General features: G+C 63.4%; 27 protein-coding genes. 10 read left to right on the top strand and 17 right to left on the bottom strand.

From position 1 onward, the window contains the following. Position 1 precedes the first annotated feature (1 nt). Together B208_RS0108105 and B208_RS0108100 are read left to right on the top strand one after the other, a co-directional pair. On the top strand, positions 2-2,113 hold the full coding sequence (locus B208_RS0108105) for a hypothetical protein (protein WP_007976949.1): 2,112 nt from the start codon (positions 2-4) through the stop codon (positions 2,111-2,113). A 33-nt stretch (positions 2,114-2,146) separates the two neighbouring features. Beyond that, positions 2,147-2,608 (top strand): DUF5813 family protein, encoded by a 462-nt coding sequence (locus tag B208_RS0108100; RefSeq protein WP_007976951.1) that lies wholly within the window; start codon positions 2,147-2,149, stop codon positions 2,606-2,608. A gap of 117 nt (positions 2,609-2,725) precedes the next feature. Here B208_RS0108100 and B208_RS0108095 read toward each other — a convergent pair whose 3' ends face one another. Together B208_RS0108095 and B208_RS0108090 are read right to left on the bottom strand one after the other, a co-directional pair. Beyond that, positions 2,726-2,956 (bottom strand): Lrp/AsnC family transcriptional regulator, encoded by a 231-nt coding sequence (locus B208_RS0108095; protein ID WP_007976954.1) that lies wholly within the window; start codon positions 2,954-2,956, stop codon positions 2,726-2,728. Position 2,957: 1 nt separating this feature from the next. Then, positions 2,958-3,647: a potassium channel family protein gene (locus B208_RS0108090; protein ID WP_007976956.1), complete on the bottom strand. Its 690-nt coding sequence runs from the start codon at positions 3,645-3,647 to the stop codon at positions 2,958-2,960. Between the two features lie 176 nt (positions 3,648-3,823). Between B208_RS0108090 and B208_RS0108085 the strand changes: the two genes are divergently transcribed. Further along, the gene (locus B208_RS0108085) at positions 3,824-4,054 is read left to right on the top strand and encodes an Lrp/AsnC ligand binding domain-containing protein (protein WP_007976958.1); all 231 of its coding nucleotides are present in this window, start codon (positions 3,824-3,826) and stop codon (positions 4,052-4,054) included. Positions 4,055-4,089: 35 nt separating this feature from the next. On the opposite strand, the gene pdhA is transcribed toward B208_RS0108085, so the two are convergent. The 4 genes from pdhA to B208_RS0108065 form a co-directional block, all read right to left on the bottom strand. Continuing rightward, positions 4,090-5,136 (bottom strand): pyruvate dehydrogenase (acetyl-transferring) E1 component subunit alpha, encoded by a 1,047-nt coding sequence (gene pdhA, locus B208_RS0108080; protein WP_007976960.1) that lies wholly within the window; start codon positions 5,134-5,136, stop codon positions 4,090-4,092. Positions 5,137-5,237: 101 nt separating this feature from the next. Continuing rightward, positions 5,238-5,438: a hypothetical protein gene (locus B208_RS0108075; RefSeq protein WP_007976963.1), complete on the bottom strand. Its 201-nt coding sequence runs from the start codon at positions 5,436-5,438 to the stop codon at positions 5,238-5,240. Positions 5,439-5,509: 71 nt separating this feature from the next. Then, positions 5,510-5,827: a cupin domain-containing protein gene (locus B208_RS0108070; protein WP_007976964.1), complete on the bottom strand. Its 318-nt coding sequence runs from the start codon at positions 5,825-5,827 to the stop codon at positions 5,510-5,512. Continuing rightward, positions 5,824-6,057: a hypothetical protein gene (locus B208_RS0108065; protein WP_007976967.1), complete on the bottom strand. Its 234-nt coding sequence runs from the start codon at positions 6,055-6,057 to the stop codon at positions 5,824-5,826. Before B208_RS0108065 ends, B208_RS0108070 begins: the two co-directional genes overlap by 4 nt. 72 nt (positions 6,058-6,129) lie before the next feature. On the opposite strand from B208_RS0108065, the gene B208_RS0108060 reads away from it, so the two are divergent. Further along, the gene (locus B208_RS0108060) at positions 6,130-6,801 is read left to right on the top strand and encodes an MBL fold metallo-hydrolase (RefSeq protein ID WP_007976969.1); all 672 of its coding nucleotides are present in this window, start codon (positions 6,130-6,132) and stop codon (positions 6,799-6,801) included. A 441-nt stretch (positions 6,802-7,242) separates the two neighbouring features. On the opposite strand, the gene B208_RS0108055 is transcribed toward B208_RS0108060, so the two are convergent. The 5 genes from B208_RS0108055 to B208_RS0108035 all read right to left on the bottom strand — a co-directional run bounded on the left by B208_RS0108055 (position 7,243) and on the right by B208_RS0108035 (position 11,767). After that, positions 7,243-7,647 carry a GNAT family N-acetyltransferase gene (locus tag B208_RS0108055; protein WP_007976970.1) on the bottom strand — a complete coding sequence of 135 codons (405 nt, stop codon included), beginning with the start codon at positions 7,645-7,647 and terminating at the stop codon, positions 7,243-7,245. Positions 7,648-7,752: 105 nt separating this feature from the next. Next, entirely contained in the window at positions 7,753-8,073 is a 321-nt protein-coding gene (locus B208_RS0108050; protein WP_007976972.1) for a DUF7126 family protein, read from the bottom strand. After that, positions 8,073-8,990: a glutamine-hydrolyzing GMP synthase gene (gene guaA, locus B208_RS0108045; RefSeq protein ID WP_007976974.1), complete on the bottom strand. Its 918-nt coding sequence runs from the start codon at positions 8,988-8,990 to the stop codon at positions 8,073-8,075. Before guaA ends, B208_RS0108050 begins: the two co-directional genes overlap by 1 nt. Next, the gene (locus tag B208_RS0108040; protein ID WP_007976976.1) at positions 8,990-10,636 is read right to left on the bottom strand and encodes a CTP synthase; all 1,647 of its coding nucleotides are present in this window, start codon (positions 10,634-10,636) and stop codon (positions 8,990-8,992) included. Before B208_RS0108040 ends, guaA begins: the two co-directional genes overlap by 1 nt. Before the next feature lie 534 nt (positions 10,637-11,170). Then, positions 11,171-11,767 carry an alpha/beta hydrolase gene (locus B208_RS0108035; RefSeq protein WP_007976977.1) on the bottom strand — a complete coding sequence of 199 codons (597 nt, stop codon included), beginning with the start codon at positions 11,765-11,767 and terminating at the stop codon, positions 11,171-11,173. A gap of 54 nt (positions 11,768-11,821) precedes the next feature. Here B208_RS0108035 and B208_RS0108030 point away from each other — a divergent pair, with 54 nt between their 5' ends. Together B208_RS0108030 and B208_RS0108025 are read left to right on the top strand one after the other, a co-directional pair. Then, positions 11,822-12,661: a PspA/IM30 family protein gene (locus B208_RS0108030; protein ID WP_026177780.1), complete on the top strand. Its 840-nt coding sequence runs from the start codon at positions 11,822-11,824 to the stop codon at positions 12,659-12,661. Between the two features lie 201 nt (positions 12,662-12,862). Then, positions 12,863-13,903, top strand: coding sequence for a hypothetical protein (locus B208_RS0108025; protein WP_007976982.1), 1,041 nt, complete (start codon positions 12,863-12,865; stop codon positions 13,901-13,903). A 528-nt stretch (positions 13,904-14,431) separates the two neighbouring features. On the opposite strand, the gene thrS is transcribed toward B208_RS0108025, so the two are convergent. Next, a complete protein-coding gene (gene thrS / locus B208_RS0108015; RefSeq protein WP_007976987.1) occupies positions 14,432-16,354 on the bottom strand; it encodes a threonine--tRNA ligase in 1,923 nt (640 codons plus the stop codon). Positions 16,355-16,705: 351 nt separating this feature from the next. On the opposite strand from thrS, the gene B208_RS0108010 reads away from it, so the two are divergent. Together B208_RS0108010 and B208_RS0108005 are read left to right on the top strand one after the other, a co-directional pair. Further along, positions 16,706-17,200 (top strand): hypothetical protein, encoded by a 495-nt coding sequence (locus tag B208_RS0108010; protein ID WP_007976989.1) that lies wholly within the window; start codon positions 16,706-16,708, stop codon positions 17,198-17,200. A gap of 72 nt (positions 17,201-17,272) precedes the next feature. Next, positions 17,273-18,067 (top strand): M14 family metallopeptidase, encoded by a 795-nt coding sequence (locus B208_RS0108005; RefSeq protein WP_007976990.1) that lies wholly within the window; start codon positions 17,273-17,275, stop codon positions 18,065-18,067. A 4-nt stretch (positions 18,068-18,071) separates the two neighbouring features. Here the strand turns inward: B208_RS0108005 and B208_RS0108000 are convergent, their stop codons facing one another. Then, the gene (locus B208_RS0108000; protein WP_007976991.1) at positions 18,072-19,109 is read right to left on the bottom strand and encodes a dipeptide epimerase; all 1,038 of its coding nucleotides are present in this window, start codon (positions 19,107-19,109) and stop codon (positions 18,072-18,074) included. Beyond that, complete coding sequence (locus B208_RS0107995) at positions 19,106-20,119, bottom strand: DUF1611 domain-containing protein (RefSeq protein ID WP_007976992.1); 1,014 nt, start codon at positions 20,117-20,119, stop codon at positions 19,106-19,108. The genes B208_RS0108000 and B208_RS0107995 overlap by 4 nt, the downstream gene beginning before the upstream one ends. A 136-nt stretch (positions 20,120-20,255) precedes the next feature. On the opposite strand from B208_RS0107995, the gene B208_RS0107990 reads away from it, so the two are divergent. Continuing rightward, complete coding sequence (locus tag B208_RS0107990; protein WP_007976993.1) at positions 20,256-21,137, top strand: homoserine kinase; 882 nt, start codon at positions 20,256-20,258, stop codon at positions 21,135-21,137. Between the two features lie 58 nt (positions 21,138-21,195). Then, the gene (locus B208_RS0107985) at positions 21,196-21,402 is read left to right on the top strand and encodes a hypothetical protein (RefSeq protein ID WP_007976994.1); all 207 of its coding nucleotides are present in this window, start codon (positions 21,196-21,198) and stop codon (positions 21,400-21,402) included. 6 nt (positions 21,403-21,408) lie between these two features. On the opposite strand, the gene B208_RS0107980 is transcribed toward B208_RS0107985, so the two are convergent. The 3 genes from B208_RS0107980 to B208_RS0107970 all read right to left on the bottom strand — a co-directional run bounded on the left by B208_RS0107980 (position 21,409) and on the right by B208_RS0107970 (position 23,182). Further along, positions 21,409-22,296: a Vms1/Ankzf1 family peptidyl-tRNA hydrolase gene (locus B208_RS0107980; RefSeq protein ID WP_007976995.1), complete on the bottom strand. Its 888-nt coding sequence runs from the start codon at positions 22,294-22,296 to the stop codon at positions 21,409-21,411. A 62-nt stretch (positions 22,297-22,358) separates the two neighbouring features. Next, positions 22,359-22,589 carry a hypothetical protein gene (locus tag B208_RS0107975; protein WP_007976996.1) on the bottom strand — a complete coding sequence of 77 codons (231 nt, stop codon included), beginning with the start codon at positions 22,587-22,589 and terminating at the stop codon, positions 22,359-22,361. Between the two features lie 59 nt (positions 22,590-22,648). After that, complete coding sequence (locus tag B208_RS0107970; protein WP_007976997.1) at positions 22,649-23,182, bottom strand: DUF5815 family protein; 534 nt, start codon at positions 23,180-23,182, stop codon at positions 22,649-22,651. Positions 23,183-23,219: the final 37 nt, after the last annotated feature.

Below are 23,219 nucleotides of genomic sequence, written 5' to 3'. Positions count from 1 at the left end.
AATGAGTGACGTACCCGTCCCCAATACCATCGGCCGAAGCGTCGAGCCGCTTTTTCGACCGCGGGACGACCGACCCGGGGTTTCCATCATCGACCCGCTGGAACGGTGTCAGTACGCTATCGAAACGTCACAGTGTGTGGAACCCCGTCCCGTCTCCGTCGATGGGTTCGCCGCGCCGGTCAGTGCGGTGGCTCGCGTCCGAACGGACCGAATCGAGTTCCCGTTCCTCGTCTCCGCGTTCGTCCGCGACACGTCCGGCGAACTGGTCGCTACGGTCGACCACGAGACGGAGGTGACGCTCCCGTCCGACGAATATTACGTCGAACTGACGACGCCGGTGAAGACGTATCTCCGCGTGGAATCCGCGCTCGACTTCGAGGTTGGAGACGACCGGTTGACTCTCTCGTTGGGCGACGAATCCCCCCTCGAAATCGGTGCTCGGTCCGACCACACCCGCCCGGCGGGGACGGTGACGACGACGAGCGACCCGGCGGACGTGATGGCGGCCATCTCCTCGTTCGGGTCGGCGTTGAAGACGACCAGTCCGGAGCGGTCGTTCCCCACGCTCCGCGGACACCCCCCGACGGTCGAGTTCGGCGACGAACTCCACGTTCCGGACGACCTGCAACCGCCGGAAACGGGCGTGACCATCGAAGTCCCGCCGGCGTTCGAGTTCGTCTTTCCCGTCGCCTCGCTCGCGTACTATCTCGGCGCGACGGTCGTCCCCGGAGATTCCCCCCGAATCGTCACGGACAGCGGTTCCCACGCCCTCGACCACCCGGAGCGCGGGTTCGAAGGCGAAACGGCCCGCGTCCTCAAACAGACCCTGTTGCTCGACTGTCTCACCCGTACCGAGGGGTTGTATCGCTTCGACTTACACGAACGGCGGGAAGTGGAACCCTTCGTCAACCTCGACTTCGCGGCCCTCTACGATGCGTCGCTTTCGGACCGACTGCTGGCGTACCTCGACGTGCCGTTCTCGCTGCTCGATGACGTGCTTCCCACGTGGCGACTCGCGGTGCAGGCCACGGACGACCACCGGAACGCGGCCCAACTTCCGTACGTCATTCGGGACTTGCCGATAATCGGCGTGGCGACGACTGACGGAGCGTTCAGCGAGCCGGTCGCGACGGCGGCAGATATCGGCGAGTTCACGCGGACGACAGACGTGGACAGGAGGTATCCCGTGGAACCCGCCCCCGACGAGCGGTACGTCGTGCCGCCGAAGACGGAAACGCTCGAACACGCGTGGCTCGGCGACGGCGCACCGGTCGGCGGGAACAAACTCGTCGATGCCGGGTTCGAACATCGCGTGGACCGCGATGGATCGACGGACGACCCGCAGATCACTATCATCTGTAACGACCCGAAGATGGAAGCGGAGTACCGCGATTCGCTGTACTACCACCGGGACGAACTGCCGTTCGACGTGACCATCGACCGGAACTGCTCGACGGCGGACCTTCGGCGACACCTCCGCGAACCGACCGACTTCTTCCACTACATCGGCCACGTCGAAAACGAGGCGTTCGTTTGTCACGACGGACTTCTCCATCCCGACGATGTGGCGACCGTGGGCGTCGATATGTTTCTGCTGAACGCCTGTCGGTCGTACGTCCCCGGCAAACGCCTCATCGAGGCGGGCAGCATCGGCGGCATCGTCACGTACAGCGAAATCGGCAACGCCGGAGCCACCGTCATCGGCCAAACCATCGCCAAACTGCTCAACGCCGGATTCCCGCTCCGGGCGGCGCTTTCCATCGCACGCCGACGGCGACTCGTCGGCAATCAGTACGTCGTCGTCGGCGACGGCAGCATCCAAGTCGTCCAATCGGAGAGCGCACCGGTCGTGTTCTCGGTCGAACCGCTCGGCGACGACGAGTACGCGCTCGGCATTCGAACCTACCCGACGAACCAACATTCGATGGGGTCGTTCCTCCTTCCGTACATCGACGACGAGGAGTCGTACTACCTATTGGGTGGCGACCTACCGACGTTCACTGTCACGGGGGACGAGTTGCAACGATACCTAAAACTCGAAGATACGGCGGTCGTCTACGACCACGACCTGTACTGGTCGTCCGACGTCGATGTCCGCCGCGACTTCTCGTAACGCCCTTCCGTTCTCCGGCCCTACCGACGGGCAATGACGCAGACGAACGCGGTCGAACGAGCCTTCGGCCTGCACGACGGCTTCGAATCGGACGACGACGGCTACCTCGTGACCACGACGCCGTTCGACGGACGCGTTACCGTATCCGACTCCATCCGAGTGACCGTCAGAATGCCGATGCTTTCGGGCGTCGTGGCGGACGATTCGGTCGCCGACGTCGTTGAAACCGGTTGGTTCGAAACGCTCGAACTCCGACTGGAAGACGCCCACACGGTCGTTTCCTCGGACGACGCGACGCCACCGACGATAAGGCGAGACGGCGACGAAGTAGTCCTCGAAGTCGAGTTCTCGGGGTATCCCGACAAAGCGGCCGAGAACGCGAAGGCGGTCGTGGATTTCGCCGAGGGGACGTGGATGCAAGGTCTGATTCCCGGCTACGACTACGACGAACCCGCCGCGGGGATGTTGAACCGGGCACACCAATCCTACGACTAACGGTCGGCTATCGGTCGTGTCGCGGCCGGGTGTCGGTCAAATATTGGTGGAGGGGCATCCGAACGGCGTACAAAGAGGACGAGCGGCGTCGTTTTGCGATTCTCTCGGCCCCGTATGTTAGTCCATAGATATGTACGTCTGAGTGTCCTCGACGCCCTGCACGCCCTGAATTCCGTCGGCAGCGACGGTCTTCACTTCGGCGGGGTTCTCGACGTCCACCTTCACGATGAGGTCCACGTCGCCCGCGACGATGTGGGCGTCTTCCACGCCGTCGATGTCGAGAATCGCGTTCTTCAACCGGTCCGCCTCGCCCGTGTTCGCCTTGACCATGATGTATGCGGCGACCATCTCAGACACCCCCCGCTCCCGCGGCCGCTCGACTGCCGTCGCCGACGAGTATCTTCCGAACGTCGTCCAACACCCCGAAATCGGCGAGGACGGCTACCCTGTCGCCGACTTCGAGGGAGTCGTCCGGGAGCGGAATGCCGATCCGCTCGTCGTGCTTGCCGAACGCGAGGATGCGCGAGTTCGCGGGTAGTTCGAGTTCGCTGATGGAGTAGCCGCGCATGGGTGACTCCTCGGTGATGGTGAGTTCGACCACCTGCAAGTTCTGGGCGATATCGGCGATGGCGCGGATGTTCCCGCCGAGGAGGGCGTTTTTCGCACCGATGGCTCCCAGTCGCTCGGGGTAGACCACTTCGTCCACGTCGCTGGCGAACTTCCGGTAGATGTCCTCCCGGTAGTCGTTGTCGATGCGCAGAATGGTTCGACAGCCGTGGTGTTTGCCGACCATGCAGGCCGCGAAGTTGACGTTTAGGTCCCCCGTCAACCCCCCGAGGGCGTCCGCGGTGTCGAGGTCCGCCTGTTCGAGGACCGACTCGCGCGACCCGTCGCCCTCGATGACCTCGAAGTCGTCGGTGCGCGCACGCTTCACTTTGTTCGCGTCGTTTTCCACCAACACGACCTCGTGCCCCTCTTCGCGGAGGACGCGAGCGGTTCGCAGGCCGACCCTACCTGCACCTATGATAACGAATCGCATGTCACTCCGTACGATAGAGAGGTTGAATAAGCTTTCTCCGGTGACGAACCGGCCCCTCAATACCGCCGCTCGGGAGCGCGCTGGTCGGCGTCTTTGGCGGATTCGGGACGAAACGACAGTATCGGATCGTCGCCGGGCAAAGGTTTTTCTCGCATGATAGAGTATCACACGGCATAATGGTGCACGCGTTTATCATGGTTAACACGGCCGCCGGAAAGTCCCAAGGGTTGCTCGAATCGGTGCGCGGCCTGGCGAACGTGGGGGAGGCGCACATCGTCGCCGGGGACTTCGACATCATCGTCGAGGTGGACACGGACGAGGTGTACGAAGTACTCCAAACCTCCTCGTCCGATATTCAGGGACTCGATGGCGTCGTGGACACCAAAACGTACATCGCTATCGACTGATTCGTTCTCCCGAGCGCGGTTTTTTGCTATCCTTCTCAGTGTTCCAGTTCGTACACGTCGTGGTCTTCGAGGAACGAGTCCAGCCATTCGCGCTGGTCGCGGAGTCGCGGGGGCACGTCGGCGTACACCCGGTCGAACACGTCGTGCGGGTCGGGGTCCTCGACTGCTTCCGCTTCCTCGACGGCCTCCGCGAGGAGTTCGTCCGCTTCGTCGTAGGCCTCCTCGACGAACTCGTCGTCGATGACACCCTGCTCGCGGAGCCACGTCTCGTAGCGGTCGAGGGGGTCCGCCTTCCGCCATTCGGGGAGGTCCTGTTCCACGTCCTCGTACTTGCTCGGGTCGTCGCTCGTGGTGTGGGCACCTTGTCGGTAGGTGAGACTCTCCACGAGGACCGGTTTTCCCTTCCGGGCGGAGTCGAGCGCGTCGGCGACCGTTTCGCGGACCGCCAGCGGGTCGTTGCCGTCCACCTGCACGCCCTCGAAACCGTAGGCCTCCGCCTTCACGGCGATGCTGTCGCTCGCGGTCTGCTTGTGTCGCGGGAGGCTGATGGCCCAGTTGTTGTTCTCACAGAAGAAGACGACCGGCGCGTCGAACACGCCCGCGAAGTTCAGCCCTTCGTGGAAGTCGCCCTCGCTCGTCGCACCGTCGCCGAAGTAACAGAGAACGGCGTCCTCGTCGCCGCGGTAGTTCATCGCCATGCCCGCGCCCGCCGCGTGGGGGATTTGCGTGGCGATGGGTACCGCTTGGGGAAACGTCGGGATGTCGTGCTCGGAGTTGAACTCCGGTCGTCCGCGACGGAACAGCAAGATGTCGCTGATGGGGACGCCGCGTGCGACCTGCATCCCGTTCGAGCGGTAGGTCGGGAAGAGCCAGTCGTCGTCGGCCATCGCCAGCGCGGCACCGACTTGTGAGGCTTCCTGTCCGCGGTACGGCGGCCAACTGCTCATCCACCCGCGTCGTTGGAGCGCGATGGCGCGCTCGTCGAATCGCCGGGCGAGAACCATCCGTTCGAACGTCTCCCGGGCGGCTTCCGCGGAGAACGGCGTTTCATCCAATTCGCGTTCCCCGATGATTCGGTTCATGCCTGCGGGGATGTATCGCGGTTTCAAAGTCGTTCCGAAAGCGGTTACCTCGACTAGCGGACGGTGCCGTTGTTGGAGCAAACTGCAACTTCGACGGGAGTTCAGGCGACGAACCGCCGATAGCCGTCACGAGCGAGTCTCCCTGCCCCGCCCACCGTCAGCACCGTCGCGCCGACCACGACCGCGCTGTGAACGCCCGCCACGGTCGGGAACGAGGTGTACTTTCCGAGAACGAGCAGGACGGTGGCGAGAAGCCACAGGACGTAGAGCCCGAGCGCGAACCGGCGGAGGGAGTGGTTCATCGTCCGCTATTGTCGGCGAGACGGAACAAATATCTTCCGCACCGAATCCGTCGAAAAGAGTCCCGCCGCCGTCACGGAAGCGGGCAGAGGCTCGCCGTCAGCATCGCCACGTCGTCCGAGTCGTTGCGCGCGCCGTGGACGACGCCGCGCTCGTGGAGCACGACGCCGGGAGCCGAGACCGTCTCTTCCTCGTCGTCCTGAATCACCGTCACCTCGCCGGAGATGACGTGAAAGACGTTCGTGCTGTCGCCGTGTTCGTGCGGGCTGAGTTCCGCGCCGGGACCGAGCGCGAAGGCCTTCACGAGCACGTCGTCGGTGACGACCAGTTCGTCCGTCAGCACCTCTCCGTCGTCCGGGTCGAGGTCCGGTGTGCGGTCCAACACGTTCATTCCTCCGCGTATTCGGCGTTGTCGCCGACGAACCCGGATTTGAAGCTGATCCACGCCAGTACGCTGATGAAGAGCATCGGCGGCAGGATGGCAAAGCCCCACAACGGGTTGAGTCCCCATCCGAGGATGAGCACGAGGTCGAACAGTCCGAGCGCGAGAAACGGAAGGACGGCTTTCGTCGCGCGCCACCGGTCGATGTCGCGCGTCTCGGTCGGCAGTGGCGTTCCCATAGCAGGAGTTGCGTCTCGCACGACCAAAAATCACCCGTTCACGCTCAAGTGGTTGGCCGTCGTGGGTCCGATATGGTAACGCAACTCGCGGACGACGTGTGGTGGCTCGACCTCGGGAGCGTGAACTGCTATCTCGCCGACGACGGCGGCGACCTGACCCTCGTGGACGCCGGGACACCCTTCGACAGCGGCGACATCATGCGCGGCGTGCGGGAGGCGGGGTACTCCATCAACGACGTGGACCGCGTGCTGCTCACGCACTACGACTTCGACCACGTCGGGTCGCTCGCGCGCTTGCCCCTCAACGCGCCGGTGTACGCCGGGGCGGCGGACGCGCCGCTGCTCTCGCGCGCGGACGCCCCCGACTGGCACAACCACAAGGGAGCGCTCCAGCGCGTGACCCGACCGCTCCTCTCCCGTCCCGACGAGGAGATTCGTCCCATCGAGGACGGCGACGAAATCGGGAGTTTCACCGCCTACGCCACGCCGGGCCACTCGCCGGGACACACGTCGTACGTCAGCGAATCGCTGGGCGTCGCCTTCCTCGGTGACCTCGTGCGCGAGAACCACGGGAAACTCGAACCCTCCTCGTGGGCCATCAGCTACGACACCGAAGCGGTCCACGACAGCATCGTCTCGCTCGAATCCCGAACGCCGGAGTTCGAGGTGGCCGCGATGGGCCACGGCGTCCCCTTCCTCCGCGAGGGGAGCGAGCGACTGCGCGAACTGGTCGCGTCGATGTGAGTCGAACGCACGCGAGAGGGGACGGGAACCATCCCGAACGCCAGTCGAGCGAACAACGTGGCGCGCGCTGGCACCGGCCTGAGGCCAACGAGGTTTCGAAGAAACCTCTGGGTGAGCGGTGAAATTGCCGAGCAACGCTCGGCAGTCAGCCAGACGGAGTCTGGCGAAACCGCGAACCAGCGGTCGGCCGAAGGTCGATGCTGGCAGCGTGCGAGGGATGACGAAGGGAGCGCCAGCGACCGAAGGAATCGGTTGGGGAGGGAGTGGCCGATGCGGTGCGGTTTCAGTGACGTCTGTACTTGCAATCACGCGACAGCCCAAAATGCGATTTCTGTACTGGGTTGCGGTGCGGTCTCATTGACGTCTGTATTTGCAATCACCGCAACACCAACCACGAGTCAGAGAGTGGACGAGGATTTTCGAGAACGCACTTCGTATTCGTCACATTCGCTGGTACATCCCCCGCGAAGCGGGAGCCGTGTACTCGAAGCCGAACTGCTCGTAGAATCCCTCCACGTCGGCCATGAGGTTGACGTAGGCTCCTTCGGGTGCATTTTCCTCCAGATATTCCATCAATCGCTCCATCATACGGGACCCAAGCCCCTGCCGCTGGTGGTCGGGGTGGACCGCCATGTCGCCAATCTGGTACACCGACCCGCCGTCGCCGATGATGCGGGCCATGCCGACGACCTCGCCGGTTTCGCCGTCCACGACCGTCACGCCGAACACCGAGTTCGGCAAGCCTCGTTCGACCGCCTCCAAACTCCGGGGTGCCATGTCCGCGGCGTCGCGGAGGGCGATGAACTCCTCGGGTGTCGGTAGCTCGTCACGGACTTCGTAGCGCATGCAAAATCCTCGTTCGGATGGGGGATTAACCCTACCCCTTCCGACCGATACCGTCGATTCTCTTCCCGCTTCCGTCTCCTGCTTTCGCCCCTGGGCCGTCGTCGCTCAGGCCGTCAACTCCTCTGCGACTGCGTTCGCATCGAGGAGGTTCGGGTCCACGATGAGGTCGGCCTGACTCCGAGCGAATTCGGGGATGGACTGCTCGTCGTAGACGACGACGCGAACGTCCGGGTTCACGTCCTTTGCAACCGCGATGGCCGTGGCCTGTCCGACGTCCGTGAGGACGAAGAGGTCGGCCTCGGTGATGGCCGCGTCTTCGAGCGCGGGACGGGAGGCGACGCCGTTGACAGCCGTCAGTTCGACGCCCTCTGCTTCGAGGGCGCGACCGAGTTCTCCGTCGTCGGGACCTGCGATGACTGCGCGCATCACTCGTACTCGATGGTCGCCGGGGGCTTATGTGTCACGTCGTAGACGACGCGGGCGACGTTCTCGTTTTGGCCGGTGATGCGCGACTGGATACGCTGGAGCGTCTCCCAGTCTATCTCCTGCGCTCTGGCGGTCATGCCGTCGCGCGATTCGACCGAGCGCACCGCGACAATCCAACCGTGGACGCGGTTGTCCCCCTTGACGCCGGTTCCCTTGCCGACGACGGCGGCGAACGCCTGCCACGGGTCGTACTCCTCCAGTTCCTCCTCCACGACGTGGCACGCCTCGCGTGCGACCTGCGCCTTCTCGGGCGTGACCTCGCCGATGACGCGGACTGCCAGTCCCGGTCCGGGGAACGGCATGCGCTCGGCGATGATTTCTTCCATGCCGAGGGCGCGAGCGACCTCGCGCACTTCGTCCTTGTAGAGGTCGCGGACGGGTTCGACGATGCCGTCGAAGTCCACCACGTCCGGCAGGCCGCCGACGTTGTGGTGTGACTTGATACCGCCCTCGCTCTCGATTCGGTCGGGGTAGATGGTCCCCTGCACGAGGTAGTCCGCGTCCGTGACCCGCGCTTCGCGCTCGAACTCGCGGATGAACTGCTCGCCGATGACCTTCCGCTTCTCCTCGGGGTCGGTGACGCCAGAGAGCGCGTCGAAAAAGCGGTCTTCCGCTTCCACGACTTCCAGCGAACTCATGTAGGAGAACGTCTTGCGAATCTGGTTCGTCTCGCCCTTGCGCATCAAGCCGGTATCGACGTAGACCGGCGTGAGCTGGTCGCCGATGGCCTTGTACGCGAGTCCGGCGGCGACGGACGAATCGACGCCGCCCGACAGCGCGATGATGGCGTGCGAGTCGCCGACCGCTTCTCGAATCTCCGCGACCGCTTTCTCGATGAACTTGCCGGTTTCGACCATCAGGCTTCCACCTCCTCACGCTGCTCGGCTTCGTCGAGGACCGCATCGAGAAGGCCGACGAACGGCGGACTCGCGCGGTCGGGACGGGAGCGGAACTCGGGGTGGAACTGCGTCCCGAAGAAGTACGGATGGTCGTTCATTTCGAGGATTTCCATCCGGTTTCCGGCACTGCCGGAGAAAACGAGGTCCTCGCCCTCGAAGTCCTCGAAGTACTCGGGGTTCACCTCGTAGCGGTGGCGGTGGCGCTCCGTGCAACTCGTCGCGCCGTAGACTTCCTCCGCGAGCGTTCCCGATTCGATGTCGGTTTCGTGCGCGCCGAGGCGCATCGTCCCGCCCATGTCCTCCACCTCGTACTGTTCGGGGAGGATGTCGATGACGGGGTGCGGTGTGTCCGCGTCGAGTTCGGCGGAGTTCGCGTCGTCCAGTCCGAGGACGTTCCGGGCGTACTCCACGACGGCCATCTGGAAGCCGAGACACAGGCCGAGGAACGGCACGTCGTTCTCGCGGGCGTAGCGGATGGCCTCGATTTTACCCTCGGTTCCGCGACTGCCGAACCCGCCGGGGACGACGATTCCGTCGGCCTCCTTGAGGCGTTCCTCGTGGTCGTCGTCCATCTCGTCGGAATCGACCCAGAGGACGTTGACGTCCACGTTCTTCTCCAGTCCGGCGTGTTTGAGCGCCTCGTGGATGGACATGTAGGCGTCTTCGAGCGCGTACTTACCGACGAGCGCGATATCGACCTCGCCCTCGGTCTCCTGCGTGACGAGTTCGCGCCACGCGGTGCTCCGGTCGTCGCTCGGAATCGCCTGGTCCGTCAGGGAGAGTTGCTCCATGACGTACTCGTCCAAGCCCTCCTCCTCCACGACGAGCGGGACGTGGTAGATGTCCTCCACGTCGGGGTTCGAGAACACGGCGTCGGTCGGCACGTCGCAGAACAGCGCGATTTTCTCCTTCGTTTTCTCCTCCAGTCCGTCGCTACAGCGCCCGACGAGCACGTCGGGTTGCAGGCCGATGCTCCGGAGTTCCTTCACGCTGTGCTGGGTCGGCTTCGTCTTCTGCTCGCCGTTCTTCGAGTGCGGGACGAGCGTGACGTGGGTCAAGAGGAAGTCGTCGTCGTCCTGTTCCGTGGCGAACTGGCGCAGCGCTTCGAGGAACGGCATGCTCTCGATGTCGCCCACGGTGCCGCCCACTTCGACGATACACACGTCGTGGCCCTCGGCGGCCTCGCGGATGCGGCGCTTGATTTCGTCCGTGATGTGCGGGATGATCTGGACCGTCTTGCCCAGGTAGTCCCCGGCGCGCTCCTTCTCGATGACGTACTGGTAGGCCTTGCCGGTCGTGATGTTGTGGTCGAAGGTCATGTCGATGTCGAGGAACCGTTCGTAGTTCCCCAAATCGAGGTCGACCTCGCCACCGTCCTTCAGTACGTACACTTCTCCATGCTGGTAGGGATTCATCGTCCCCGCGTCCACGTTGAGATACGGGTCGATCTTCACGGCAGTCACGTCGAACCCGGCGTTTGCGAGCAGTCGCCCAGTGCTCGCGGCGGTAATGCCTTTGCCAAGTCCGGACATGACGCCCCCTGTGACGAAAATGAACTTCTTCCCCATCTCGGGGTCGTAGTCTGTCTCGGGGTCAGTCGGCATACTGACTTTCCGCAACCGTTCTTCAAAACCATTTCGGAGGCCGTCCGGTTCGACAGGAGGTGACATATGTTGGATACGTCGGAGGTCCGCCGTGAGATGAACGCGAGGCCGGAAAAACGGAAGGGAGGACGGCGGTGAAAGGACCCATCAGCGCGCGATACGGCGGAGGATCTGTCGGAGAAAAACAAACCAACGTCCCCGGCGCGTGTGTCAGTCGGTTCGAGGACTTCACGTCCGAGAGCCTACTGACTATCATGCGAGGGATGACTGAGCGGATGCGAAGGAATCGGTTGGGGAGGGTGTGGCGTGCGAGGTTTCGGCGAAACCTCGAAAGCGAGCGGCAACACCGCGAGCACGCGGCACGGTAGCGGTGCGGTCATGTGACGTCTGTAATCGCGGTCGTGGCGAACTCACGACCATTATAACGAACTCACGATCAACGTGTCCTGAACGTGGGCTTTCGAGGGCTGAACCATCCCGCTGTCTTCTCCGCCTCGGTCAGCGGAGACCCAAAAACCACCGTACCACCGCCTTTCAAAGCCGTTCGACCAAGAACTCGCCCAACCGCCCCGCCACCTTCGCTTCCTGTCCGATGAAGAAGTGGTCCGCGCTGAACTCCTCGGTTTCGAAGCCCAACTCCTTCGCGCGCTCCACGAGGGGTTTCCAGTCGGCCGTGTCGTCGCGCGTTCCGTAGAGGACTTTCAGCGGAACGTCCACGTCGTCCAGCGCCGCGGCCGCGTCCAGTTCCGTGGTCAGGCGGGACGCGGGCGCGAGCAACGCGATGGCGTCGGCGGTCTCGTCCACGCCCGCGAGCGTCGCTATCGCGCCGCCAAAGCTGAAACCGAAGATGCCGACCGAATCGTAGCGCTCGCGCGCCCAGCGGAGGGCGTTGCGCGCGTCCTCGCGTTCGCCGTACCCCTCGTCCCAATCGCCGTAATCGAAGCGCAGGCAGGCCACGCCGTGCTCCGTGAGGTAGTCGGCGAGCGCGACGAGGCGGTTGTCGCCTCTGTTGCCGTCGAATTGCGGATGTGGTGGACAGGCGACGACGACGGTATCCGTCGGTGCTTCGGGTTCGTCCAGCGACCCGCGCACGTCCCGCGCCCCGGGGACGACGACTTCGTTCAACGTCATGTGGGCGTGTTAGCTTGGTGAGGATTTTAAGGGTCGGGTTCTGAATGTAGTAGTATGGGAGTACTTTCACGCATGTCGTACGTCGTCCGCTCGAAGATAAACGCCGTCCTCAACAGGGCAGAAGACCCGACCGAGACGCTCGATTACTCCTACGAGCAGATGCGCGACGAACTGCAGGACGTAAAGCAGGGTATCGCGGACCTCACGACGCAGAAAAAGCGCCTCGAAATTCAGAAGCGCCGCCTCGAAGAGAACGTCGAGAAGCACAACCAGCAAGCGCGCCAAGCGGTCAAGCAGGACCGCGAGGACCTGGCCCGGCAAGCCCTCGAAAAGAAAAAGCAGAAGATGAACCAAATCGAGGACCTGGAGGGCCAGATCGCGCAACTCCAGAATACGCAGGACAACCTCGTCGAGAAGAAGAACGAACTCCAGAACCGTATCGAGGAGTTCCGCACGAAGAAAGAGAGCATGAAGGCTCGCTACGAGGCCGCGGAAGCCAACAGCCGCGTCTCGGAGGCCATGACCGGCGTCGGCGACGAGATGCAGGACGTCGGGATGGCCATCGAGCGCGCCGAGGAGAAGACGGAGGACATGGAAGCCCGTGCGGAAGCGATGGACGAACTGCAGGACACCGGCGCGTTCGAGGACGCGCTTTCCGATAAAAGCAGCCTCGACCGCGAACTCGAAGAGATGCGGTCGTCCGGCGAGGTCGACTCCGAACTGGAGACGCTGAAAGCCGACATGGGTGTGGAGGACGAACCCGAGGAGGAAGAAACGTCGTCCAGCGACGACGACATCGACCTCTCGGACCTCGAAGCCGATGTCGCCGCCGAGGAGACGGAAACCGAGACGGAGAGCGAAACCGAACAGGCGACCGAGGAGAACAACTCGTAATCGCCTCCGGTAAACCACCCCGCAATCACCTCCGGCCCCGCAACAACCTCTCGCCCCGCAACCACCTCCGGGAATCCCGATTCGTTCCGGGAACCCCGATTCGGAGCCATTTTTGCACGACTCCGCGCCAGACCCATCCTCCGGCAAGAGTAACTGGTTTCGGCAAGTGTCTATTTGACGCTACTCGCGTTTTTGTTCCGTATGAGCGAGTCCGACGGGAGCGCGCAACCCGGAGACACGATGCGCGAGCGAGTAGACGAGAGTCGGCTCAAACTATGGATTCTGATGGAGGCCAATCGGTGGCTCGTCGCGGCCGTCATCCTCCTCGCCGTCTTCGCGGCGTTGGTCGTCCTCGGCGTTCTCGACCCGTCGCCGCTACAGCAGTACATCGGGCCGAGCGACGACGCGGTGGACACGGTGTTTCAAGGCTTCGTCGGGGCGATCATCACCGGCGTGACGCTCGTCGTGACGCTGAATCAGCTCGTCCTCTCGCAGGAACTCGGTCCGGTCGGAGACCAGCAGAGTCGCATGGAGGGCGCGATGCAGTTCCGACGCGAAGTCGAGGACGCGCTCGACGTCCCGACCGCGCCGCCGGAACCCGCGTCGTTCATGCAGGCGCTCCTCGAAGAGACCAAATCGCGGGCGAACGCCCTCGCCGACGCGGTGGACGAGAGCCGCGACGAGGACCTGAAAGACGAAATCGGTAGCTACGTCGATGGTCTGACCGGCAACGCCGACGAGGTGAGCGACACGCTCGAAGACACGCAGTTCGGGACGTTCGACGTGCTCTCGGCCATCCTCAACTTCAACTACTCGTGGAAGATTTTCCTCGCGCGGAAGATTCGCAACGAACACGCGGACGCCCTCACCGACGAAGTGGACGAGGCGTTCGACGACATCATCGAGTCGCTGACCTTCTTCGGCCCGTCGCGCGAGCACTTCAAGACGCTCTACTTCCAGTGGGAACTGGTCAACCTCTCGCGGGCCATGCTGTACACGGCGGTCCCGGCCCTCGTCGTCACCATCTCGATGATAATCTACTTCGACGCGAAGGCGATTCCGGGGTCCACGTTCGGCATCAGCAACGACGTGCTGACGGTGAGTCTGGCTTCGACGATTGCAATCGTCCCGTTCATCATCTTGCTATCCTACATTCTGCGGATTGCGACGGTGGCAAAGCGGACGCTTTCGATTGGGCCGTTCATTTTGCGGGAGACGAAGCGGAGCGACGAGTTGGACTGAGAAGAGCGAACGAGGTCGGCAACTCTCCCGACATTCGTCAGCGGTGGTGTGCTGGATACCGAGCGTAGGTCGAACAGTGGGAACTGCAGTTTAGAAGACGATTATTTGGACGAGAAATAGCGCAGTTAATACGAGAGCGAGAATCGCCATTCCATACGCTAATAGCCCGTACTCCGTCGGCTTTCGCTCGTATTTCTCGGGATTGTACAAACGGAGGAGTCCGGTTCCCAAGATGGAGAGGCCAACGCCGAGTTGTGTAATGACAGCGATAGGAGACTCGAAGAGGAAAACGGCCTGTGCTAGTAGTACTATTCCACTATATACGAAACAGAGGGTTACGAACCGAACAGGTTTCATCTATCTCGTAGATAACAGCGAATATTCATATGGTCACCGGTGACTACTGACCACGAATCCAGTAGTCCGTGAAGTAGAATACTAAATACGCCTCCTCTATTCGTCAATACTGGTAAAATCCGACCCCCACCGAATATTTCAGCAAAACCGGAAAACCGCAGTCCAGCCGCCTCAGTCCAAGAAGCCGAGTTCCGTACTCTTCTCGTCCCGCTCTGCTTCCAGATGCTCGCGGAACGCCTCCAACGAAACGTCCTTCTCCTCGCGCTCCAGACGGTCGCGGACCGAAATCGTGCCCGCTTCCTCCTCGTCGCCGCCGACGATTATCATGTAGGGAACGCGGTCGTCGTGGGCCTGCTGAATCTTTCTCCCAACCGTCCACGAGCGGTCCTCGACTTCGACGCGGAAGTCGTCGAGTTCGTTGGCGACGCGGTGGGCGTAGCCGAGGTTGTCGTCGCTGACGGGGAGGACGCGGACCTGCTCGGGCGAGAGCCAGAGCGGGAACTTGCCGTCGAAGTGCTCGATGAGCACCATGAAGAAGCGCTCGTAGCTACCGTACAGCGCGCGGTGGATCATGACCGGGCGCTCCTCCTCGTTTTCCTCGGTGACGTACGTCAGGTCGAAGCGCTCGGGCATGTTGAAGTCGAGTTGGACCGTCGGGCCGTCCCAGACCCGCCCGAGGGCGTCCTCGAAGCCGAAGTCGATTTTGGGGCCGTAGAACGCGCCGTCGCCCGCCTCGATGTCGTAGTCGATGCCGGTGGATTCGAGGACGGAGCGGAGTTGTTCTTCGGCGTGCTCCCACAACTCGTCGCTACCGACGGACTTCTCGGGGCGGGTGGCGAGCGCGACTTCCACGTCCAAGTCGAACGTCTCGATGACCTCGAAGATGAGGTCCATGACCTGTCGAATCTCGCGCTCGATTTGGTCGGGACGGACGAACAGGTGGCCGTCGTCGATGGTGAACGACCAGACGCGCGAGAGGCCGGAGAGTTCGCCGCGCTGTTCCTTGCGATACACCTTGCCGTTCTCGAAGTAGCGAATCGGCAGGTCGCGGTAACTCCAACTGTGCTGGTCGAAGATGGTCGCGTGGCCGGGACAGTTCATCGGCTTCAGGCCGTACTCCTCGTCGTTCACGTCGAGGAGGAACATGTCGTCCACGTAGTTGTCGTAGTGACCCGATTTCTTCCAGAGTTCCGTGCGGAACAGGTGGGGCGTCTCCACCTCGTCGTAGCCCGCGCCGCGGTTGAGTTCGCCCGCGTAATCGGACAGTTCGCGGAGAATCGTCTTTCCGTGGGGGTGATACAGCGGCAGGCCCGGTCCCGTCGTCTCGTCGATGGAGAACAGGTCGAGTTCCTTGCCGAGTTTGCGGTGGTCGCGCTCTTCGGCCTCCTCCATGCGTTCGAGGTACTGTTCGAGGCCCTTCTCGGTCGGGAACGCCGTCCCGTACACGCGGGTCAGCATGTCGTTCTCCTCGTCCCCGCGCCAGTACGCCGCGGAGGTTTCGAGCAGCGTGAAGCCGCCGATTTCGCCCGTCGAGGAGACGTGCGGTCCCTTACACAGGTCCGAGAACTCGCCCTGTTCGTAGAAGGAAATCGAGTCCTCGTCGGCCGCTTCGGTGTCGAGGATGTCCTGTTTATACTCGTTGTCCTCGTACATGTCGAAGGCCTCTTCGCGCGATTTCTCGACGCGCTCGATGTCGAGGTCCTCCTCGATGATGTCGTGGCCCTCGTCCTCGATTTCCGCGAGGTCGTCGCTGTCGAGTTCGATGCCTGCGATGTCGTAGTAGAACCCCTCGTCGGTCCACGGGCCGATGGTGAGTTTCGCTTCGGGGTGGAGTCGCTTCAGCGCCTGCGCGAAGACGTGGGCCGCGGAGTGCCGGAGGACGCTCAGGTACTCGTCGCTCTGGTCGGTGACGATGACGAGTCGGCAGTCCTCGGACAGCGGCGTCGCCTTGTCGACGAGTTCGCCGTCCACGACACCTGCCACCGTGTCCTTGCCTAGTCCCGGGCCGATTTCGTACGCCACGTCCTCCACGGTTGCGCCTTCCTCCATGTCGAGTTCGGCGCCGTCCGGGAGCGTGACAACGATATCGCTCATGCGGTTTGGTACGCGCCACGCGCCAGATAAGTGTGTTGAGACGGCGCGAGCGACGGTGACGAGTCGAGGTGATTTTTCGAGGTCGGGTCGGGCGAGAAGTAGCCGGAATAACCGAGAAGCAGTCCCGGAAACCCCTCTCCACGTTCGCTACGAGTCGTGTCTGATTTTCCGTGGTCGCAAATGTCGCGGTTGGTTTTCTACGGCTGCAAATGTCGCGGTTGGTTTGTGGTGACTGCAAGTACAGACGTCACTAAAACTGCGCCGCCACCGCCCTCGTGCCTCCCCAACCGATTCCTTCGGTCGCTGGCTCCCTCCGTCATCCCTCGCGCGAACTATAGCGAGGTGACTCGGATGACCGCTATCCTCGTCACCCCGCCAGCGCGCGCCATTCGAAAACCGGGATGCGCACTACTGACTAACCGCCGTGGCGCGTGTGCCATCGGGTCCGAGGACAGCGAGGTTTCGCGGAAACCTCGAAAACGAGCGGCCGGAATTTTCGATGCAGTCATCGATTACGAGATAGAAAACTCGACCCCTCGTATCGGCGGATACGCTGATGGTGATGTCGGTCGAACGAAGGATATGCGCAAATCACCGAAACCGAAGGACGTGGACAAACCGGTGTTCAACGTGGACGACCAGAAGGTCGGCATCGTCACCGACGTTCGGGACGGTATCGCGTACGTGGACCCGCACCCCAGCCTCTTCGACGAGTACAAGATGCTCCTCGGGTGGAAAGACGAGGCGAAGGACATCTACCCGCTTCCGCACGACGCCATCCACGAGATAACGGACAAAGAAGTTCGGCTACGGACTCACGACACGGAACACGAGAAGAAGAAGTAATTACGTCGGACGGCGGCACGCGCAGTGAAAACCCACAGTCTCAAGTCGTGTGGGTGTGTGCCATGACCATCGATGCGCGTCCAGACCCTCGGCGATGGAACGCCGGACCTCGCCGTCGTCGCCTGCCTGCACGGGAACGAGCGCTGTGGCAAAACAGCAATCGAGCGCGTGCTGGCGGAGAAGCCCGCCTTCTCTCGGCCGGTTCGGTTCGTCCTCGCCAACGAGGCGGCCATCGCGGAGGGCGTCAGGTTCATCGACGAGGACCTGAATCGCGCGTTTCCCGGCGACCCCGAGGGGGACACCCACGAGTCCCGACTCGCTGCGGAACTCCTGCCCGAGATTCGGGACTGCGGCGTTCTCGACCTGCACTCCACGAGGTCACATCCGGAGGCGTTCGCGCTCCTCTCGCGGATAAACGACCGGACGAAACGGTTGGCGCGGGCGACGGGCGTCGCGCGCGTCGTCGATATCAGCTACGTCGCCGGTGGTCTCATCGACCACGTGGACGGCGTGGCGGTCGAGTGCGGCCTTCGGGGGACGGAGCGCGCCGAGCGAAACGCCGAGCGGGTCCTGCGGAACTTCCTCGGCGAAACCGGGGCGGTCGACGCGCTCTCGGAAAGCGGGGACCCCGAACTGTATCGCATCTTCGACGCCGTTGAAGGGGCCGATTACGAGTTCGTCGGCGAGAACTTCGTCCGCGTCGAGGAGGGCGAGGTGTTCGCCAGAAAGAGAGGAACGGGCGACACGGGGAGCCCAGGAAACGAACTCCGCGCCGACCGTCCCTTTTATCCCGTCCTGATGTCCACCGACGGCTACGACGAGATGGTCGGCTTTCGGGCGGAGCGGGTCGGAACGCTGGAGCGCTGACGACCTACGATTTTCGAACGCCGGTGCCCGCGCGTCCCGTTTCGAGGTCGATGACGCCGTTCGGCATCGGGACGCCCTCGTACTCGTCCTCGGCGAGCAGGAGCGACCCGTCCAAATCCGCGTAGTCGAGCAGGGGAACGAGGTGACACGCCGCCGCGATGCTGGCGTTGCTCTCGACCATGCACCCGAGCATGAGTTCCAAGCCGTGGGCGTTCGCGGCGTGAATCATCCGCATCGCCTCGCGGAGGCCGCCGCACTTCATCAGTTTCAGGTTGGCGATGTCGGCCTTGCCCGCAATTCTCGGGATGTCCTCCAGCGTGATGCAGGACTCGTCGGCCGCGATGGGGAGGGCGGCGCGTTCGCGGACGAAGGCCATTCCGTCCGGATTCTCGGCGGGGACGGGCTGTTCGACGAATTCCACGCCGAAGTCGGCGAGCGCGTCGATCTTCCGCACCGCCTCGCGCGGACTCCACGCCTGATTCGCGTCCACGCGAATCGTCGCGTCGGGCGCTTCCTCCCGAATCGCGCCGACGATTTCCTCGTCGCGGTCGGTGCCGACCTTCACCTTCAAGGTTCCGTACCCGGCCGCGACTGCCTCGCGCGTCTTCTCGCGCATTACGTCGGTCGGGTCGATACCGATGGTGAACGACGTTTCGAGCGTCTCGCGCCCGTCGAGTCCCCAGTAGCGATACAGCGGCAGTCCGGCGCGTTTCGCCACGAGGTCGTGCAGCGCGATACTCACCGCACAGCGCGCCGCCGGGTTGCGGTTCACCGTCTCGCGCATCTCCCGTTCGATTCGGGCGAGCGCGTGTGGGTCGTCCACCCGTTCGACGACGGCGAGGAGGTCCGGCATGACGGCTTCGACCGTCGCCGCCGTCTCGCCGTAGTGTTCCGAGGGGGCGGCCCCGCCGATGCCGACGTTTCCGTCGTCATCCTCGATTTTCACGACGACGTTTTCCGCGGCCGTCTGCGTGCCTCGCGAGATGGTGAAGGCGTGTTCGAGCGGGAGCGAAATCCGCTCAAACTCGGCCGTGAGGCTCACAGAATCGCCTCCAACACGGCCTCGGCGTCGAACCGAACGAGGTCCGCTGCGGGCGCTCCGAGCGCGGATTCGTACTCGGCGACCGCCGCGCGGGCGTCCTCGTCGTCCTCGATACCGGACGTGTTGATGGCTCCGGCGACGATTTCGGTCTCGTGTACCGGGTGGGCGAGGCCCTCGTAGAGCGAGACGTACTCCGAAATCGGCGGCAGGGAGACGGACTCGTAGCCGTGGATGACCTCCTTTCCGGCCTCGTGACAGAGGACGAGTTTGTCCGGCATGGATCCGTGAAGAATCCCGCACGTCACGGCCGAGTAGGCCGGGTGGACGATGCTTCCCTGTCCTTCCACGAACAGGTAGTCGTACTCGTCGCCGCGCTCCAAAATCATCTCCTCGACGGCCCCCGCGGTGAAGTCGCTCACCACGCGGTCGATAGGGTTGCCCCATCCGTCTATCATGATTCCCGTTTGTCCGGTCGGGATGAACCCGACGCTCTCGCCGCGGTCGCGGGCCGCCTGCACGAGTTCGAGCGTGGCGGTCATCTTCCCGACCGAGCAGTCCGTTCCGACGGTGAGGACGACTTCCGCGTCCACCTCGTCGGCCACGCCTTGGCTGACGGTGAGGTCGTCGCGGGGCTTTCGAACGTCCCAAATATCGCAGTCGTTCGCCTCGGCCAATCGGGCGAACTCATCGTCGTCTTCGAGGAAGTAGTGCAGTCCCGAAATCACGTCACAGCCGCGTTCGAGCGCGCTCTCCACGTCCGGTCGCCACGACTCGTCGAACCCGCCGCCGATGGGTGCGATGCCGATGACGAGCGCGTCCACGTCCCCAACGTCGTCCATTCCGGCGACTATCGGTGCGTCCTGGACGTCGGGTACGTGGTCGGTGACGCGTTCTCCGGGACGGTCGCGGTCGAGTACCGCCGCGACGTCGTAGTCAGCGTAGCGTAGAATCCCGACCGCCGTCTTCGCGCGACCGGGGAACTTTTCGTGCGCCAGTATCGCAACCTGCATGCGTGTGCGGTGGTGGCACGGTGGCTTAAACCCGTCTCTCGCGGTAACGTAGTAATCGCATCCGGTTGTCGGGTTTCGAGGATGTCGATTCCGCCCCGAGGCGAAGGTTTTTGTCCGTGCTTTCGATAGCCTTTGCATGGTCACAGTGCGGGCACCGGCTACGAGTGCCAATCTGGGGTGTGGGTTCGACGTGTTCGGATTGGCATTGGAACGTCCCGCCGACATCGTTCGGGTCGAACGAGCGGAGGAGACGACGATAGAGGTGACGGGCGTCGGGGAACAGTACATCCCGACTGAACCGCCGAAGAACACGGCGGGCGTCGTCGCCGAGGAACTCGGGACGCCCGCGCACATTCGGATCAACAAGGGAGTTCGACCGTCGTCGGGACTCGGGTCGTCCGCCGCCAGCGCGGCCGCCGCGGCCGTCGCCCTGAACGAACTCTACGACTGCGGGCTCACACGGCGCGAACTCGTCCGCGTCGCGGCGGAGGGCGAGGCCGCCGTCTCGGGCGAAGCCCACGCGGACAACGTTGCGCCGTCGATTCTCGGCGGGTTCACGATGGTCACCGACGACGCCATCACGCAAGTCGAGGCGTCGATTCCTGTTGTCGCCTGCCTGCCGGAAATCGTCGTCTCGACGCGGGATGCGAGGCGCGTCGTTCCCCAGTCGGTGGACATCGACGAACTGGTCGATACCGTCGGGAACGCCGCGACGCTCACCGCGGGGATGTTCCGCGACAACCCGGAGCTCGTCGGAACGGGTCTCGAAGACGGTTCGGTCACCGGGTCGCGGGCGTCGCTCATCGACGGCTTCGACGCGGTGCGAACCGCCGCGCTCGACGCCGGTGCGACGGGCGTCGCGGTCAGCGGGGCCGGACCGAGCGTCCTCGCCGTCTGTCACGACGACGGGCAGAGCGCGGTCGCGAGCGCGATGTTGGACGCGTTCTCCGACGCCGACGTGGAGGCGCGCGCCTATCCGACCGCCGTCGGGGGCGGAGCGACGATAGAACGTCGGTGAGTCGGTGTGAGTCGGGGAAAGCGGAACACCCACGGTTTCTCGTGAAAATGGTTCTCGTATGATGAGTCGTGACCGCTGTCCCGACTGCGACGTCTCGCTCGAACCGGTCAAGTTCGGCATGAACGACGCGTGGAAACCGTACGTGAAAACGAGCGAACGTCGAGAGGGACTTCTCGGCTCGCTCGGCATGAACGAGCGAAAGGAGGTCGAAACGGGCATGTGTCCCGAATGCGGCCGCCTGCTGTTCCACGCGAAGCTGGACTGAGAGGAGTCACACTCGAAACAGCCGCGTCGTCCAGAACTCGTAGAAAGCGTCGTCGAGTGCCTCCTTCGGTTTGCCGGTCGCGTCCACCGGTTTGGTCGCCTCGGCATCGTCGCGGAACTCCGAGAGGAGCGTTCGCTGGCCGACGACGTACAGACGCTCCGCGTCGCGGGCGTCTATCTCCTCCCGACAGCGCTCCAGATGGTCGGCAATCTGTTCGTCTCGAATCCGCTCGAACCGAGCCTGTGAGAACCCGCCTTTCGAGTGGTCCCCCTTCACGTCGCTTTCGAATCCCGCGACCGACAGGCGGTCCCGGCCGTCGTACTCGGCGATGGCGAACAGGTCGGAGCGGACGAGCGCGAACGCGAACCGACCCTCCGGCCGGAACCACGACGACTCGAACGCGAAGTCGTCGCTCCACGAGACGAACGGTTCCGGAGGATTCGGCGTGACGAGCGCCGCGCTGACGAGTCCCGCGTCGTCGGTCACGGCCAGACACGGGGCGGCGCGAGCGACGAGCGACCCGTGGTCCCCGAACGCCTCGGCCACCGCTTCGGGAAGGTCGTCGTCCACCATCGCGGTCAACGCCCCTTCCGGTTCCGTCTCGAAGCTGTCGAGTCGGGCCAACACGTCGTCCACCCGTTCTCCGTGAAGCGTTTCGGTGCCGCGGAACTCGACCGATTCCTCGTCGCTTTGCAGTCGCTCCACTCGATCTTCGAGTTCCACGATGCGGTTTTCGAGGCGGTTGACCCGCTCTTCTGCGTTCTGGCGTTCGGTGACGGCTTCCGCCCGCCGTTCCTGTTCGGCTTCCAACTGCCGTTCGAGATGATGTTTGTCGTCTTCGAGGTCGTCGATTCGCTCTTTCAGCTCCGCGCGCCCGAGCAACTCGTCCAGCATCGACTCGAAGGGGGCGTTCCGGGGTCTTGTAGTTTGGTGTACAACCGGGATTCGCGTCGCACTCAGAGTTCGTATCGATACGGCGAGGACCGAATCACGGTCACGTCGCCCGCCTGTGCCCGTCGCCCGAGGACGGTGGCGATTTCGTGTGTACTCTCGAACTCCTCGTGGGCGTCGCTCTCGTCGAGGAGGCAAAGGATTTCCCGCGCCGTCAACGGTTCACCGGTCCCGTGTTCGGTCACGACGTCCCGAATCCGTTCGAACGCACTCCCCCGAAGTGGCATGGTCGTCATATCGGTCATTAGGTACTTAAATTTCAGTCAGACAACCACCCCGGTCGGAGCGTCCCCGCTCACGCCGGTCGGTCGTGCGGCCCGGAGAAATCGCGTTCCTTCCGATACTGTTCGACGAAGGTCGGCACGTCGAAGTTCAGCATGTCCGCTTCGAACTGACTCATCGCCTCGTCGTCCTCGGCGTGGCTGACGGCGTGTTCCATCAGTTCGACGATGAGTTCGACGACGACCTCGTGAAGACGACGCGAGTCGAAGTCGGTCACCCAGACCATCGCGTAGCCGAGGTCGGGGTTTTCCGCCACGTCCTCGCTTGCGACCTCCTCGGGGAACTCCTCCATGACGACGCCCATGATGTGGAGCGTGCCGAATTCGACGTTCTCGTCGGTCGTATCGATGGTTTCGCGGAGGATATCCACGAGGAACTCGGGGACGAACCGTGACGGCGGATGGACGTCCATGACGACCGCATGCGATTCGCCACAGTCACAGTCGTACTCGCGCATCCCCATGTCGAGTTTCCCGGTCGCCACCGACTCGCCACAGGGGAGGTCGAGCGTCGCACCGTCTCCTCCCGGTACGCGCGGTTCTGCCATACGCTCCGTTTGTCCCTGACGAGTTTAAAGAACGTGA

Source organism: Haladaptatus paucihalophilus DX253, assembly GCF_000376445.1.
Lineage (GTDB): Archaea > Halobacteriota > Halobacteria > Halobacteriales > Haladaptataceae > Haladaptatus > Haladaptatus paucihalophilus.
This window is presented reverse-complemented; position numbering and strand designations above follow the sequence as displayed.

Bases quoted from the DNA above. Each gene is read 5' to 3' on its own strand.
- B208_RS0107985 (WP_007976994.1), top strand. From the start codon at position 21,196: ATGATGAGTCGTGACCGCTGTCCCGACTGCGACGTCTCGCTCGAACCG.
- B208_RS0108010 (WP_007976989.1), top strand. From the start codon at position 16,706: ATGACCGCTATCCTCGTCACCCCGCCAGCGCGCGCCATTCGAAAACCG.
- thrS (WP_007976987.1), bottom strand. From the start codon at position 16,354: ATGAGCGATATCGTTGTCACGCTCCCGGACGGCGCCGAACTCGACATG.
- pdhA (WP_007976960.1), bottom strand. From the start codon at position 5,136: ATGAACCGAATCATCGGGGAACGCGAATTGGATGAAACGCCGTTCTCC.
- B208_RS0108055 (WP_007976970.1), bottom strand. From the start codon at position 7,647: ATGCGCTACGAAGTCCGTGACGAGCTACCGACACCCGAGGAGTTCATC.
- B208_RS0108050 (WP_007976972.1), bottom strand. From the start codon at position 8,073: ATGCGCGCAGTCATCGCAGGTCCCGACGACGGAGAACTCGGTCGCGCC.
- B208_RS0107980 (WP_007976995.1), bottom strand. From the start codon at position 22,296: ATGCTGGACGAGTTGCTCGGGCGCGCGGAGCTGAAAGAGCGAATCGAC.
- B208_RS0108035 (WP_007976977.1), bottom strand. From the start codon at position 11,767: ATGACGTTGAACGAAGTCGTCGTCCCCGGGGCGCGGGACGTGCGCGGG.
- B208_RS0108065 (WP_007976967.1), bottom strand. From the start codon at position 6,057: ATGGGAACGCCACTGCCGACCGAGACGCGCGACATCGACCGGTGGCGC.
- B208_RS0107995 (WP_007976992.1), bottom strand. From the start codon at position 20,119: ATGCAGGTTGCGATACTGGCGCACGAAAAGTTCCCCGGTCGCGCGAAG.
- B208_RS0108085 (WP_007976958.1), top strand. From the start codon at position 3,824: ATGGTGCACGCGTTTATCATGGTTAACACGGCCGCCGGAAAGTCCCAA.
- B208_RS0108095 (WP_007976954.1), bottom strand. From the start codon at position 2,956: ATGGTCGCCGCATACATCATGGTCAAGGCGAACACGGGCGAGGCGGAC.
- B208_RS0108100 (WP_007976951.1), top strand. From the start codon at position 2,147: ATGACGCAGACGAACGCGGTCGAACGAGCCTTCGGCCTGCACGACGGC.
- B208_RS0108060 (WP_007976969.1), top strand. From the start codon at position 6,130: ATGGTAACGCAACTCGCGGACGACGTGTGGTGGCTCGACCTCGGGAGC.
- guaA (WP_007976974.1), bottom strand. From the start codon at position 8,990: ATGGTCGAAACCGGCAAGTTCATCGAGAAAGCGGTCGCGGAGATTCGA.
- B208_RS0108005 (WP_007976990.1), top strand. From the start codon at position 17,273: ATGCGCGTCCAGACCCTCGGCGATGGAACGCCGGACCTCGCCGTCGTC.
- B208_RS0107990 (WP_007976993.1), top strand. From the start codon at position 20,256: ATGGTCACAGTGCGGGCACCGGCTACGAGTGCCAATCTGGGGTGTGGG.
- B208_RS0108025 (WP_007976982.1), top strand. From the start codon at position 12,863: ATGAGCGAGTCCGACGGGAGCGCGCAACCCGGAGACACGATGCGCGAG.
- B208_RS0108070 (WP_007976964.1), bottom strand. From the start codon at position 5,827: ATGAACGTGTTGGACCGCACACCGGACCTCGACCCGGACGACGGAGAG.
- B208_RS0108075 (WP_007976963.1), bottom strand. From the start codon at position 5,438: ATGAACCACTCCCTCCGCCGGTTCGCGCTCGGGCTCTACGTCCTGTGG.
- B208_RS0107975 (WP_007976996.1), bottom strand. From the start codon at position 22,589: ATGACGACCATGCCACTTCGGGGGAGTGCGTTCGAACGGATTCGGGAC.
- B208_RS0108040 (WP_007976976.1), bottom strand. From the start codon at position 10,636: ATGCCGACTGACCCCGAGACAGACTACGACCCCGAGATGGGGAAGAAG.
- B208_RS0108105 (WP_007976949.1), top strand. From the start codon at position 2: ATGAGTGACGTACCCGTCCCCAATACCATCGGCCGAAGCGTCGAGCCG.
- B208_RS0108090 (WP_007976956.1), bottom strand. From the start codon at position 3,647: ATGCGATTCGTTATCATAGGTGCAGGTAGGGTCGGCCTGCGAACCGCT.
- B208_RS0107970 (WP_007976997.1), bottom strand. From the start codon at position 23,182: ATGGCAGAACCGCGCGTACCGGGAGGAGACGGTGCGACGCTCGACCTC.
- B208_RS0108030 (WP_026177780.1), top strand. From the start codon at position 11,822: ATGGGAGTACTTTCACGCATGTCGTACGTCGTCCGCTCGAAGATAAAC.